The 15,013-nt window shown below is 72.4% G+C and carries 4 protein-coding genes; all 4 read left to right on the forward strand.

The genetic code is table 11. The features are described 5' to 3' along the window. Nucleotides 1-6: 6 nt before the first annotated feature. Genes B8V81_RS17205 through B8V81_RS17220 form a run of 4 tightly spaced genes read left to right on the forward strand, consistent with a single transcriptional unit; the run spans nucleotide 7 to nucleotide 14,976 of the window. Nucleotides 7-12,528, forward strand: coding sequence for a non-ribosomal peptide synthetase (locus B8V81_RS17205; protein WP_101808831.1), 12,522 nt, complete (start codon nucleotides 7-9; stop codon nucleotides 12,526-12,528). Beyond that, complete coding sequence (locus tag B8V81_RS17210) at nucleotides 12,525-13,391, forward strand: CPBP family glutamic-type intramembrane protease (RefSeq protein WP_052333450.1); 867 nt, start codon at nucleotides 12,525-12,527, stop codon at nucleotides 13,389-13,391. The genes B8V81_RS17205 and B8V81_RS17210 overlap by 4 nt, the downstream gene beginning before the upstream one ends. After that, a complete protein-coding gene (locus B8V81_RS17215; RefSeq protein WP_028599894.1) occupies nucleotides 13,388-14,191 on the forward strand; it encodes a CPBP family intramembrane glutamic endopeptidase in 804 nt (267 codons plus the stop codon). Before B8V81_RS17210 ends, B8V81_RS17215 begins: the two co-directional genes overlap by 4 nt. Further along, the gene (locus B8V81_RS17220) at nucleotides 14,188-14,976 is read left to right on the forward strand and encodes a CPBP family intramembrane glutamic endopeptidase (RefSeq protein WP_028599893.1); all 789 of its coding nucleotides are present in this window, start codon (nucleotides 14,188-14,190) and stop codon (nucleotides 14,974-14,976) included. The genes B8V81_RS17215 and B8V81_RS17220 overlap by 4 nt, the downstream gene beginning before the upstream one ends. Nucleotides 14,977-15,013 lie beyond the last annotated feature (37 nt).

Genomic DNA, 15,013 nt, shown 5'->3' on the forward strand with positions numbered 1-15,013 from the left:
GACATCATGGACTCCTTCCTCACGCTGACCGGGCTGCTCGCCGCGAGAAGGCGCGATGCGTCCGGCATCGTCTTCGCCGAGCCGTCCGGCGAACGATTCCTCCCCTATGCCGAGCTGGAGAGCCGCGCGCTCGGCTGTCTCGTCTCCCTTCGCCGCCGCGGGCTGCGGCCCGGCCGGCATGTCGTGCTTCAGACCGAAAGCAACGCAAGCTTCCTGGAGCTGTTCTGGGCCAGCCTGCTCGGAGGCGCCGTGCCGGTGCCGCTCGCGGCGGCGCGGACGGACGAGCAGCGCCGCAAGCTGGCGGCCGTGCTCGCCCAGCTGCCCGCTCCGCTCGTGCTTGCCGATGCCGATCTCGCCGAGGCGGCGGGCGGCGCGGACGTGATCCGGATCGCGGAGCTGGAGCCGGCGGCGGACGGCGGGACGACTCAGCCGCATCGAGCCGATCCGGACGAGCCCGCGTTCATCCAATTCACCTCGGGATCGACAGGCGATCCGAAAGGAGTCGTGCTGACGCACGCCAACCTGCTCGCCAACATGCGGGGCATCGTCGACGGAGCCCGTTCCGGGCCGGGAGATTCCTCGCTCAGCTGGCTCCCTCTGACGCATGACATGGGCCTCATCGGCTTCCATCTGTCGCCGCTGCTGGCCGGCATGACCCAGTGGCTGATGCCGACGTCGCAGTTCGTGCTGCGGCCGATGAGCTGGCTGGAGCTCGCTTCCCGCGAGCGGATCACCTGCCTCGCCTCGCCGAACTTCGGCCTCCTTCATCTGCTCCAGCATTTCAAGCCGGAGCAGGCGGAGGGCTGGAATCTGTCCGCCGTGCGGCTGCTGTTCAACGGAGCCGAGCCGATCTCGGCGGACGCCTGCCGCTCGTTCCTGGAGCGGCTCGCGCCTTACGGGCTGCGGCCGCAAGCTCTCTTTCCCGTCTACGGCCTCGCCGAGGCGTGCCTGGCGGTCACCTTCCCCGACCCGGACGAGCGGCTGCGCACGGTCCATGTCCGGCGCGGACGGCTGCGTCCCGGAGAGCCGGTGCCTTTCGCGGCGGCCGGCGATCCGCAGGCGATGGAGCTCGTGGAGCTCGGCTCGTCCGTCGCCGGCTGCGAGGCCGCGCTGTTCGACGAGCTGGGCCGCAGGCTTGGCGAGGACGAGGCCGGGCTCGTCTGCATCCGCGGCCTCAACGTGACGGGAGGCTACTACAACCGTCCGGACGTCAACGAAGCGCTGATCCGGGACGGCTGGCTGAACACCGGCGACATCGGCTTCTTCCACGGAGGACGGCTCTATCTGACCGGCCGCGTGAAGGACATCCTGCTCGTCAACGGCCAGAACTATTATCCGCATGATCTGGAGGAGCTGCTGGCCGAGCTGCCGGCATGCGCAGCGGGCAAGGCGGCGGTCTGCGCCGTCGCCGACCCGGCGTCCGGCTCCGAGGCCGCGGCGGTATTCGTGCAGCATCGCGGCAAGCCGGAGTCGTTTCTGGACATCCGCCGCAGCGTGCGCGTCCTGCTGAGCCGCCGGGCCGGACTTGAAGCCGGCCCCGTCATTCCGGTCAAGCGCATCCCCAAGACGACCTCGGGCAAAATCAAGCGCTTCGAGCTGGCGGACGAGCTGCTCGCCGGCCGCTTCGACGAGGCGCTCGCCGCGCTGGAGGCGGCGGAGGCGGCAGCGCTTGCGGCTGCGGCGGCGGATATGCCCTCCGCAGCGGCGGATGCGTCCCTCGCAGTGGCGGATGCGTCCCTCGCAGCGGCGGATGCGTCCCCTGCGAAGGGGGCGCCGCCGTCCGCGTCAGCGGAGACGGCCGCGGAAGAGGAGCGGCCCGCTCCGGCGATAGGCGCCGGCGCAGGCGAGCCGCGCGGAGAGACGGGCAAGCAGCCGCCAAGCCTGTCGCAGGAGGAGACGGCGACAGAGCGCCGGCTGCTCGCGATCTGGCGGGAGCTGCTCGGCACGGAGCGGCTCGGCCGGGACGATTCCTTTCTCGAGCATGGAGGCAATTCGCTGCGCGCTGCCCTTGCGGCGGCCCGCATCCAGGAGGAGCTGGAGACGCCGCTGCCGCTGACGGAGCTGCTCCGGCACGATACGGCTCGCTCGCTGGCGGCCTTTATCGAGGAACGCAAGGCGGAGGGGGCGCGGATCGAACCGCCGGCCGAGCCGATCCGGAGGCGGATGCGCGCCGGCTATCCCGCAACGCCTGCGCAGCGGCGGCTGCATGTGCACGAGCAGCTGTACCCGGGCTCGCTCAGCTATCAGCTGCCGTACGAGATCGCTGTCGACGGCCCGCTCGACGATGACCGGCTGCGGCGCGCCTGGCAGGAGCTGCTCGCCCGTCATGACGCGCTGCGCACCTCGTTCCGCGTCGCGGAGGACGGCGTCCTCGTCGCCGAGATCGCGGACCGCGCGGAGCTGCCGCTTGCGACCGTCGACCTGACGGGGCTCGCGCCGCAGGAGGCCGAGGCGGCCGCGGCTGAGCGGGCGCGGGCCTTTCCCCGGCCGATGGAGCTGGAGCGGGCGCCGCTGCTGCGGCTGGAGCTGCTGCTCCTGCCGGAGGGGCGCCGCCGGCTGCTGCTCGACCTGCATCATCTCGTGACGGACGGCAGCTCGATGGGCGTGCTCATGCAGGAGCTGGCCGCCCTGTACGATGGCCGGCCGCTGCCGGAGCCGGCTCCGGGCATCGGCGACATCGCCGAGCGGGAGCGCGAGGAGGAGGGCGGCGCGGCTGCCGAGCGGTCGCGGCGCTACTGGCGGGACCGGTTCTTGTCCGGCGTGCCCGCCGCCGCTTTTCCGGCGGATCGGCTCCGCCCGGCACGGCCGACCTTCCGCGGACGGTCGGAGCGGCTCGCGCTCGGTCCGGAGCTTACGGACGGCCTCGGCCGGCTCGCGCGCCGCGCCGGGACGACGCTGTACGGCGCGCTGCTCGCCGTCTACGGCGTGCTGCTCGAGCGGTACGCGGGCGAAGACGACGCCGTCGTCGGCACGGCGTACGCCCGCCGCACCCGCCGCGAGACGGTCGGCACCGTCGGCCTGCTGGCGACGCTGCTGCCGCTGCGGCTGACCGGCAGCAGGGAGAGCAGCGTGCTGGACTGGGTGCGGACGGCCGGTGAAGCGGCCGCCGAAGCGATCGAGCACGGAGCGATCGGCTACGAGGCGATCGTCGAGGCCGTCGGAGCGGCTCGCGAGCCGGGCCGCGCGGCGCTGTTCGATACGGCGTTCACGCTCCAGAACGTGGAGCTGCCGGAGTTCCGCACGGAGGAGCTGGCGCTGCGGCCTGCGATGATCGAGACCGGCTCCTGCAAGTTCGATCTGTTCTGGGAATGCGAGCTCGGTCCGGAAGGGCTGTCGATCCGGCTGGAATATGCGGAGGACTTGTTCGACGGCGAGACGGCCCGGCAGCTGCTCCGCCATTACGCGCAGCTGGCCCGCGAGGCGGCGCTCGATCCGCTGCGCCCCGCCGCTTCTCTCCCTTTGATGGACGAGGAGGAGCGCGCGCTGCTGCTGCGGCGCGGCCTCAGCCGCTGGCCGGAAAAAGACGCCGTCCCGCTGCAGGAGCGGATCGGCCGGCACGCGCTGGCGTCGCCGGAGCGCATCGCCGTCTCGTTCGCAGGCGGCAGCTGGACGTACGGCCGGCTGTGGGAAGCTTCCGGACGCGTCGCGGCGGCTCTCTCCGCGCTCGGCCTCGGCCGCGGCTCCCGCATCGCGATCGCGATGGGCCGCTCGCCGCAGCAGCTGGCGGCGCTGCTCGCCAGCCTGCGGATCGGAGGCGCGTACGTGCCGATCGATCCGGGCTATCCGGCGGAGCGCGCGGCATTCATGCTGGCCGACGCCGAGGCCGACATCCTGCTGGCCGACGAAGCCGCGCTCCCGCTGTGCCGGCAGGCGATCGCCGCCTGCGGACGTGCGGTGCGGCTGATCGAGGCCGAGACGTTGGCCGGGCGCTGTCCGTCCAGCTCTTCGCCCGACTCGCCGCTGCCGCGCACGGCTTCCGCCGGCCCGGCCGGGGAAGCCGCGGAGCGCGCGGAGAGCTTCGTTTCGCCCGACGATCTGGCCTACATCCTCTACACCTCCGGCTCGACCGGCAGGCCGAAAGGAATTCGTACGACCCACCGCAACGTCGCGCGCGTCGTCGATCGGCCGGGCTATGTGGAGATCGGTCAGGACGACGTGCTGCTGCAGCTGTCGAGCTATGCGTTCGACGGCTCGACGTTCGACATCTATGGGGCGCTGACGAACGGGGCGAGGCTCGTGCTTGCAGGCAGCGACGAGGCGATGGACGCTCCGGCGCTCGTCCGGCGGCTGCGGGAAGAAGGCGTGACGGTGCTGTTCGCCACGACGGCGCTGTTCAACACGCTGGCGGCCTACGGCCTGGACGGGCTGCCGCGGCTGCGCAAGCTGCTGTTCGGAGGCGAGCGGGCTTCCGTCTCCCATGCGCTCAAGGCGCTTGCCGCGCTCGGCCCGGATTCGCTGCTGCATGTGTACGGGCCGACGGAAACGACCGTGTTCGCCACCGCCTGGCCGGTCCGGCCGCCGGCGCCGGGAGCGGCCTCGCTGCCGATCGGCTGGCCGGTCGACGGCACGGAGGCGCTCGTGCTCGACGCTTGCGGACGGCTCGCGCCCGATCTCGTTCCCGGCGAGCTGCATGTGGCAGGCGGCGGCGTAGCGGCCGGTTATGTCGGGCTGCCGCGCGAGACGGAGGCGCGGTTCATGCCGCATCCTTTCCGCGCCGGCGAGCGCATGTACCGGACCGGCGACCTCGTGCGGCGGCTCCGGGACGGCAGCCTCGAGTTCCTCGACCGGCTCGACCAGCAGGTCAAGCTGCGCGGCTTCCGCATCGAGCTCGGCGAGATCGAGGCGAGGCTGCTGGCAAGCGGACAGGCGGAGGAGGCTTATGTCGGCCTCGTCGGCGAGCCTCCCCGGGCGGAGCTGTGCGCCTATGTCGTCGCCGCGCCGGAGCGCTTCGACGCGGCATCGCTTCGCCGCTGGATGGCGGGCGGGCTGCCGCCGTTCATGCTGCCGGCCCATCTCGTCCGTCTGGATCGCCTGCCGCTCGGCCCGACCGGCAAGGTCGACCGCAAGGCGCTGCCGCTGCCGCAGCCGGGCGATGCGGCGGGCTCGGCGGGCGCCGAGCGCGAGCGGCCGGCGACGGCGAGCGAGCGCGAGCTTGCGGAGCTGTGGCGGGAGGCGCTGGGCCGGGCCGATGTCGGCGTTTTGGATTCCTTTTTCGAGCTTGGAGGGCACTCGCTCACTGCAGCCGCGCTGACCGGCTTGATCCATCGCCGGCTCGGCGTCCGGATGCCGGTGCGGGAAGTATTCGCCCGCCCGACGATCCGCGAGCAGGCCACTTGGCTCGACAAAGCCGAGCGCTCCGGCAGGGAGCCGCTGCTTCCGGCGGCGCCGGCGGAGAGCTACCCGCTCCATCCCGCCCAGGCGCGGCTCGCGCTGCTGGAGCGGCAGGGCGGCATCGGTCTCGCCTACCATGTGCCGCTGGCGCTTCGGCTCGTCGGATCGCCCGGCCCCGAAGCGGTGCTCGCCGCGCTGCAGGCGCTCGTCGACCGTCATGAGCCGCTGCGCACCGAGGTGCGGGATGCCGGCGGCGAGCCGCGCGCGTTCGTGCTGGCGCAGGCGGAGGTCCGGCTGGAGCGCATGCGGATCGCCGGAGAGGAAGCTCTGCCGGGGGCGATGAAGTCATTTCTCCGTCCGCTGCCGCTGGACGCCGCGCCGCCGCTTGCGGCCTGTTATGCCGAAGGCGGTCAGGGCGAAAGCTTCCTGCTGCTGAACCTGCATCATCTCGCGGTGGACGGCGTGTCCGTCGGCCTGCTGCTGGAGGAGCTCGTCCGCCTCCTGGAGGGCGGCCTGCCCGAGCCCGCGCCGACGGTCCAATTCAAGGACTACGCCGCCTGGTTGGACGCCGGCTTCGCACGCTCTGAAGCGAGCGTCGACTCGCCGGACGCCGGCGGCTCCGCGCGCTCCGAGGCGAGCGTCGACTTGCCGGACGCCGGCGGCTCCGCGCGCTCCGAGGCGAGCGGCGACTTGCCGGACGCCGGCAGCTCCGCGCGCTCCGAAGCGAGCGCCGCCTGGTGGCGCGAGCAGCTCGCGGCTCCGTTGCCGCAGCCGGAGCTGCCGCTCGACCGGCCGCGCGGGGCGAGCCGCTCCTTCGAGGGCGGGCTGCTGGCGTTCGATTTTCCCGAGGGGCTGACGGACGGCCTCGAAGCGCTCGCGGCGCGCTGCGGCGTGACGCTGAACAGCCTGCTGTTCACGCTGTACGGCGCGCTGCTCGCCCGCTGGACCGGGGCGGAGGAGCTGATGATCGGCGCGCTCGGCGCCGGCCGCTCCCATCCCGACACCGGCTCGATGATCGGCATGTTCAACTCGTTCCTGCCGATCCGGGTCGCGCTGCCGCGCGGGCTGCCGCTGGAGCGGGCGGCCCGGGACGTCCAGGAGCGGCTGCTGTCCGCGATCGAGCATCAGGAGCTGCCGCTGGAGCGGCTGCTCGAGCTCGCGGGCGGCCCGTTCGATCCGGCCCGCAATCCGCTTTTCGACACGATGCTCGTCCTGCACAGCCAGTTCGGCGGCGAGCTGGCGGTCCGCGGCAGCCGCTGCGCGCTGGAGCCGGTGCGCTGGGGCGGCGCCGGCACGGCCAAGCTCGATCTCAAGCTCGACCTGTACGGCGACGGTCCGCACGGGCTGCGCGGCGAGCTGGAGTACGCGGCGGCGCTGCTTCAGCCGCAGACGGTCCGGCGCCTGGCCGAGACGTGGATCGAGCTGCTGCGGCGGGCGGTCCGCGAGCCGCATGCCGAGCTCGGCGTCCTCATGCGGCTGACCGGCTCGGAAGCGCGGCTGCTGGAACAGTGGAACGCGACGACGGCCGCGTACCCGGATCGAAGCACGCTGCACGGCCTGTTCGCCGAGCAGGCGCGGAGAAGCCCGGACCGTCCCGCGGTCCGCTCCGCCGAAGGCGTCTGGACGTACCGCGAGCTCGACCGCGTCTCCTCCCGCATCGCCGTCCGCCTGCGGGCTGCCGGCGCCGGCCGGGACGCGATCGTGGCCGTTGCGGCGCGCCGCTCGCTGGCGATGATGGCCGGCCTGCTCGCCGTGCTGAAGGCCGGGGCCGCCTACTTGCCGATCGACCCGGACCAGCCGCCGGAGCGGCTGCGCGACATCGCGGACGACAGCGGCTGCGGGCTGCTGCTCGCCTCGCGAGGCGCCTGCATGGAGCTGGCGGACGCGGAGCCGAGGCGGCTGCGGCTGGAGCTGGAGACGCTCGTCGCGGAGGCGCTGGCCGCGGAGGCGTCCGCGCCGGGCGAGCTCCTGCCGGAGCTCGACGCTGCGGCCGAGGCGTCGCCCGAATCGCTCGCCTACGTCATCTACACGTCCGGCTCGACCGGGCGCCCCAAGGGCGTGCTGATCGAGCACCGGGCGATCGTCAACCGGCTGAGCTGGATGCAGCGCGCCTATCCGCTGACGGAGGACGACGTCATCCTGCACAAGACGCCAGCCACCTTCGACGTATCGGTGTGGGAGCTGTTCTGGTGGAGCCTCGCGGGGGCGTCGGTCCATCTGCTGGAGCCTGGCGGCGAAAAGGATCCCTCGCTCCTGCTGCGGGCGATCCGCGAGCAGGGCATTACGACGATGCACTTCGTGCCGTCGATGCTGGGGACGTTCCTTCCGTATGCGGCGGCCTTCGGCGGCAGCCGGCCGCTGGCCGGCCTGCGGCTCGTCTTCGCAAGCGGCGAGGCGCTGAAGCCGGCCCACGCCGCCCAGCTGGCGCAGCTGCGGCCTGCGGGCAGCCCGCTGCCGAGGCTCGTCAATCTGTACGGCCCGACGGAGGCGGCCGTCGACGTCAGCCATTACGACTGCGCCGAGTACGGCGGCGGACCGCTGCCGATCGGCCGCCCGATCGACAACATCGCCCTGCATGTGCTGGACGAGCGGCTGCAGCCGCTGCCGCCGGGCGCGCCGGGAGAGCTGTGCATCGCCGGAGCCGGACTTGCCCGCGGCTATTTGAACCGGCCCGAGCTGACGGCGGAGAAGTTCGCCGCGCTGGCGGACGGCACGCGCGTCTACCGCACGGGCGACGAGGCGCGCTGGCTGGCGGACGGATCGCTGGAATACCGCGGCCGCTTCGACCATCAGGTCAAGCTGCGCGGCCAGCGGATCGAATGCGGCGAGATCGAGCAGGCCGCGATGGACGTTCCCGGCGTCCTGGACGCCGTGGCGATGCTCGCGGACGATCCGCTCGGCGAGCCGCAGCTATGCCTTTACGTCGCCTGCGGGCTGACGGAGCCTGAGCGCGCCGAGCTGGCCGCGAGGACGCTGCCGCAGCGGCTTGCCAGGCGGCTGCCCGATTACATGCTGCCGGCGCGGTTCGTGGCGCTGGAGTCGTTTCCGCTGACGCCGAGCGGCAAGACCGACCGCAAGCGGCTGCCGGCGCCGGACTGGAGCGGGGGAGCGCCGACGGGCAGGCAGCCGGCCGGCGAGGCCGAGCGGAGGCTGGCGGAGCTGTGGACGGAGCTGCTCGGCGTCCGGGATTTGACGGCGGAGACGCATTTCTTCCGCGCCGGCGGCCACTCGCTGCGCGCGGCGCAGCTGGCCGGAGCGATCGAGCGGACGTTCGGCGTCCGGTTCTCCTTGCGGGATGTGTTCGAGGCTCCCGTGCTGGAGGAGATGGCGCTGCGGGTCGGCCGGGCCGAAGCATCCGGATCGCCGCCTCTTCCGTCGGCGGGAGAGCGCGGGCATTATCCGCTGACGCCGGCCCAGAACCGGCTGTTCATCCTGCATCGGCTCGATCCGGACGGCATCGCCTACAACCTGCCGCTCGGCCTCCGGCTGGAGGGAGAGCTCGATGAAGAGCGGCTGCAGCGAGCGCTGCGCCGGCTGGTCGAGCGCCACGAGGCGCTGCGCACCCGCTTCGGCTGGAGCGACGGCCATCCGGTCCAGATTGTCGAGCGCGATGTCGTCCTGACGGCAGAGCGGCTTGCCGGGACGCTGGAGGAAGCGTCGGCCGGCTTCGTGCGGCCGTTCGATCTGACGCAGGCGCCGCTGCTGCGCGCCGGCCTGCTGCGGGACGAGCGCGGAGGGGCGCTGCTGCTCGACATGCACCACATCGTCTCCGACGGCCTCAGCCTGAACGCGCTGGCGCGGGACTTCGCGGCGTTTTATGACGGCAGGGAGCCGGAGCCGCTGGCGCTGCGGCTCGTCGACGCCGCCGTCTGGCAGCGGAGCTGGCTGGAGACGCCGGAGCGGGAGCGGCAGGAGCGCTACTGGAAAAGCAAGCTTGCCGGCCCGCTGCCGGCGCTCGACCTGCCGCTGGCGAGTCCGCGTCCGGATCGTCCGGACGGGCGCGGCGGCCGCGTCGCCCGGATGCTGTCGGAGCCGGTCCGCCGCTCGGCGCTGCGGCTCGCGGAGCAGCTGGAGGCGACGCCGTATCAGGTGCTGCTGGCCGCATATGCCGCGCTGCTTTATCGGATGACCGGGGAGGAGGACCTGATCGTCGGCACGCCGGCAGGCGGGCGCTTCCACCCCGATCTGCAGCCGGTCGTCGGCATGTTCGTGCAGACGCTGCCGCTGCGCCTGCCCGCCGCGGGAGCGTCGAGCTTCCGCGAGCTCGTCGCGGCGGCGGGGCGCGCCAGCGTCGAGGCGATGGACCACGGGCAGCTGCCGTTCGAGCTGCTGGCCGCCTCGCTCGGCGCCGGCCGCGATCCGAGCCGCAACCCGGTGTTCGACACGATGTTCGTCTGGCAGAACATGGAGCCTCCAGTCCGCGAGGCCGGCGGGCTGCGGCTCGAGCCGTTCCGGCTGCGGCAGGACGCCGCCAAGCTCGACCTCACCTTCGAGCTCGCGGAGCGCGAGGCCGGCGTGGAGCTGACGGTCGAGTACGCGTCGGCGCTGCTGACGGAGGAGGACGCCAGCCGCATGGCCGGCTGGTACGTGGCCTTGCTCGAGGCGGCCTGCGCCGATGCCGGCCGGCCGCTCGCCGAGCTGCCGCTTCTGACGGCGGCGGAGGAGCGCGAGCAGGAGCGGCGCTTCCAACCGGCGGATGCGATCGCGATCGGTCCGGCGGAGCCCGTCTTCGCCGCAGCGGCGGGACCGGCTACGCTGGACGGCGTGCTGCGCCGGCAGGCGCGGCTGACGCCGGAGGCGCTCGCCGTGAGCAGCGCGCACGGATCGCTCACCTACCGCCAGCTCGACGAGGCGTCGAACCGGCTCGCCCGCGAGCTGCTGGCCCGCGGCGTCGCAGCGGAGGCGCTCGTCGCTGTCTGCATGGAGCGCCGCCCGGAGCTGATCGTCGCGATCTACGGCATCCTCAAGGCGGGAGCCGCCTATGTGCCGCTGTCGCCGTCGCTGCCGGCGGAGCGTATCGCCTACATGCTCGCGGACTCCGGCGCGCCGCTCGTGCTGACGGCCGGGGACGTCCGGCTGCCGGAAGGGGCGGCGGCGACGCGCCTCGACGTCGCGGAGGCGGTCGGCCGCCACGACGATCCGGCGCCGCCGCCGGCCGGCCACGGCGGAGGCAGCCTGGCCTATGTGCTCTACACCTCCGGCTCGACCGGACGGCCGAAGGGCGTCATGGTCGAGCATCGCTCCGTGCTGAACCGGCTGCGCTGGATGCAGCGGGCCTATCCGCTGGCGCCGCAGGACGTCATCCTGCAAAAGACGCCCGTCACCTTCGACGTCTCCGTCTGGGAGCTGATGTGGTGGAGCTTCGCCGGAGCGTCGGCGCATCTGCTGGAGCCGGGCGGCGAGAAGGACCCGTCTGCGATCGCGCGCGCGGTCGCCGAGGCGGGAGTGACGACGATGCACTTCGTGCCGTCGATGCTGCATCTGTTTCTGGAGGATGCGGCGGCGCGGCAGGCGGCGCGAGCCGGCTCGCTGGCGACGCTGCGCACCGTCTTCGCGAGCGGCGAGGCGCTGGGCGCGAGCCTCGCCGAGCGGTTCGAGGCCCGCATCCGCAGCGCCTGCGGGGCGGAGCTGGTCAATCTGTACGGTCCGACGGAGGCGACCGTCGACGTCGCCTTCTACAACTGCAGCCGCGAAGGCTTGCGCGGCGGCGGCGTGCCGATCGGCCGGCCGATCGACCGGACCGCGCTGTACGTCGCGAGCCCGGGGCTGCGGATGCAGCCGCCCGGCGTGCCGGGCGAGCTGTGCATCGCCGGCATCGGCCTCGCCAGAGGCTATCTCGGACGGGACGAGCTGACGCGAGAGAAGTTCGTGCCGAACCCGTTCCGCGGCGGCGGCCGTCTGTACCGCACCGGCGATCTGGCCCGCTGGCTGCCGGACGGGCAGCTCGAATACTTGGGACGGCTCGACCATCAGGTCAAGCTGCGCGGCTACCGGATCGAATGCGGCGAGATCGAGGCCGCGCTGCAGCGCGATCCCCGCATCGGCGAGGCGGCCGTGCTGCTGCGCCGCCGCGCCGGAGACGAAGGGGCCGATTATCTGTGCGCTTACTATACGGCCGCAGCGATCCTGCCCGAGCGGGAGCTGCGCGAAGCGCTCGCCCGCGAGCTGCCCGACTATATGATTCCGGCCGCGTTCGTCCGGCTGGAGCGCATGCCGCTCTCGCCGAGCGGCAAGACCGACCGGCGGGCGCTGCCGGAGCCGCAGCCGGCCGATCCGGCCGGCGAAGTCCGCGAGCGGCCCGGGACGGAGACGGAGCGGACGGTGTCGGCGCTGTGGGGCGAGCTGCTCGGCGGCGGGGAGCCGGACGTCCGGCGCAGCTTCTTCGAAGCCGGCGGCGACTCGCTGCTGCTGCTGCGGCTGCATCAGCGGCTGGAGGAGCGCTATCCCGGCGCGCTGCAGGTCGCCGATCTGTTCAGCTACCCGACGGTCCGCAAGCTGGCCGCGCGCATCGACAGCAGGTCCGGGGACGATGCCGTCCTCGAAGGGCCGGTCGTGGCGCTTCCCGGCGAGCCGCCGCAGACGGTCCGCTCGGGACCGAGGGAGGGCCGGCTCGACATCGAGCTGGAGCCTGCCGCCGCCGCCCCTCTGGCCGCCATGGCGCAGGAGCGCGGCGCGCGGCTCGAAAGCGCGCTGCTCGGGCTGTACCTGCTCCACTGGAGCCGGACGGCTGGCGCCGAGCGCATCGGAGTCGCCGCGACGGTCGGCCAGGGGCGGATTACGGTATGGAACGCCGATTTTCGGGAGCTGGCAAGCATGGAGCAGCTGCTGGACGCGGCCGAAGCGGCGCTGGCCTCCGGCGTCGGCATCCCTGCGGAGCGCATCCGCCGCGTCCGCCCGTCCGCCGGCCGCTGGAGCGCCGCTCCGCTGTTCCGGCTCGAATCGCCGGAGACGCCGCTGCCGCCGGCAGGCGAGCTGCTCGACCGCTTCGATCATCAGCTGAGCGTCTGGGCCGGCGAGCCGGGCTTGCCGCTCCGCTGCTCCTGGACCTACGCCGCCCGGCAGTTCCCGGCCGAGCTCGTCCGAGGCTGGGCCTCCGGCTATGCCGAGCTGCTGCGCGGCGCGGCGGCTCTGTACCGGGAAGCCGCCGCGAGCCGGCCGGACGAGCAAGACCAAGGAAAGGGGATCATCTCCTCATGAAAAAGATCGCCTTCGCGATCGCCCGCATCGCGTTTTATCTCGGCGTGTTCTACGCCCTGCTGTACGGGCTGAACCATCTGTACCGGATCGACTGGACCGCTCCGTTCGTCGAGCTGCTCGGCCGCAATCCGGCCTTGTTCATGGCGACGCTGTTCGCGTCGATCACGCTTGTCTACGCGCTTGCCTTCGCAGGCGTCCGCCGCCTGACGCGCGGCGGATCGCCCTCGCTGGCCGAAGCGGCGGGACTGCGCCGCCTGCCGGCTGGAGCCGCGCTCGGCTGCGCGCTCATCGGCGTGCTCGGCTGCCTGTTCAGCATCGGCCTGATCGAGATTCCCGCCGTCGCGGAAGCCTATCCGTCGATTCCGGCGCTCGTGGACGACCTGCTGCGCGGCGATCATCTGCTGCTCGCCATCCTCGGAGCGGGACTTGTCGCTCCGGCTTACGAGGAGCTGCTGTTCCGCGGGCTCATCCTGCGGGAGCTGCGAGGCATGATGCCGGCCGCGGCGGCGCTGCTGCTGCAGGCGCTCGCATACGCCTATTTCCAGCCGAGCCCGGCGCTCTCGGCCATCGGCTTCGGCTCGGGGCTGCTGTACGGCTACCTGCGCCTCTCGCTGAACTCGCTGTGGGCGCCGATCCTCGTGCAGATCACGGCGATGAGCCTGATCTTCGCGGCCAAGCCGGCCGGCGTCTACGAGGCGGTCGGCTCGCTGGGCGGGGCCGGCGCGGCGTCGGTCGCGGCGGGCAGCCTGCTGCTGATGCTCGCCGCCGCCGGATGGCTGCGGCTCCGCTACGCCTCGCGGCAGCGGCTGGCGGACGCCGCCGGCGAGCGCGCGAATTTGAGGGAAAGGACGGTCCAAGGATGAACAAATGGAAAGACGGCCTGCTGCGTCCCGTCGTCATCATCGGCATCTATTTCGCCTGGTTCTTCACGGTTACGACGCTGTTCTTCGACTATGTGTACCGGGATACGGCCTGGTTCCAGAAAAATACGCTCGTCACGATCCTGCTCAACGACATCGTCGGCCTGCCGCTCATGATCGGCGCGATCTGGCTGCTGTTCCGCCAGAATCTGTTCCGCGAGGCCCGCTTCCGGCGGATCGAGCCTTCGTCCGTGCTGATCTGCGTCTGGATCGGCCTCGGCGCCGGGCTGTTCACGGCCGCGTTTTCGCAGCTGCCGCTCATCCGCTCGTCGGACTACCAGTTCCAGACGCTGTTCGACTACATCAACCGCGCCGACTGGTATGTCTTTCTCGGATTCCTGCTGCTCGGCAACGTGTATAAGGAAACGCTGTTCCGCGGGCTGCTGCTGAACAGCTTCCGCCGGCTCATGCCGGTGTGGGCGGCGATCGCGCTCCAGGGGGCGCTGTACGGCGCGCTGTTTTTCCTCGGCGACGTGCCGCTGTCGCTCTACGGCTTTCTCGGAGCGGTGCTGTTCGGCCTGCTCTACGTCCGGCTCGACTCGATCTGGGCCCCGATCGCCGCGCAGATCGCCTGCCAGGGGCTGCAGTACGCGCTTTGGCATTACGCGCCGGATCTCGGCGGCGCATCGGCGCTCTCCGTCATCATGGCCGCTTCGCTGGCGATGATCGCCGCGGGCGTGCTGCTCCTGTTCAAAAGGCGGCCGGCGGAAAAGGCGCCGGCCGGAAGGACGGCGAGCGCATGAGAACGCTGCGCGCGTTCGCCGAGGCGCTGCTCTATGTCGGCCTGTACGCCGCCATCCTGACGCTCGCCAGCAGCTATCTGTACGGCAGCGGCTCGCCGTCCGCCCTGCGCGAGTGGCTCGCCGCCAATCCGAACGGCCTGCTGCTGCTCGTCAATCCGCCCGTGCTGCTTGCCTATGCGCTGCTGCTGCGGCTGCAGCGCGTCGGGGCGGCGGAGCTCGGCCTCGGCCGGCCCCCGCGCGGATGGGCGGCCCCGGCTCTGTCGGGCGTCTGGCTCGGGCTGTTCATCGCCTCGTTCACCGGCCTGCCGCTCGTCCGCGAGGAGCTGCCTGCGATCGCCGGACTGGCCGGCTTCGTGGCCGGCGGCAGTCCGCTCGTCTTCCTGCTCGGCAGCCTGCTGCTCGGCTCCTTGCTGGAGGAGCTGCTGTTCCGCGGCCTGCTGCTGCGGGCGTTCCGCCGCAGCTTCGGCCTTGCCGCCTCCGTCGCGCTGCAGGCGCTGCTGTTCGGCGCGGTGTTCCTGAATGTCCAGACCGGCCTGTTCGCGGCGCTCGGCGCGCTCGTCTACGGCCTGCTGCGCGCGGCGGGCGGCTCGCTCTGGATCTCGCTCGGCGCGCATCTGCTCAGCACCGCCTCCGTTTATGCCGCGGCGCTCCTGCTGCGCGGCGCTCCGGCCAGCCTGCTGCTGATCCTCGCGGCGGGCAGCGCGGCGGCGCTTGCGCTGCATCTGGCGCTGACGCTCGGAGGCGGCCGCCGTGCGGCGGCTCCGCGGCTCGAGGCGCGCGGCTGATGCCGCGGCGCGGTTCATCGTCTTCGTTGTCAACTGC

The sequence above is a fragment of the Paenibacillus pasadenensis genome (genome assembly GCF_002864175.1).
Taxonomy (GTDB): Bacteria; Bacillota; Bacilli; order Paenibacillales; family Paenibacillaceae; genus Paenibacillus_O; species Paenibacillus_O pasadenensis.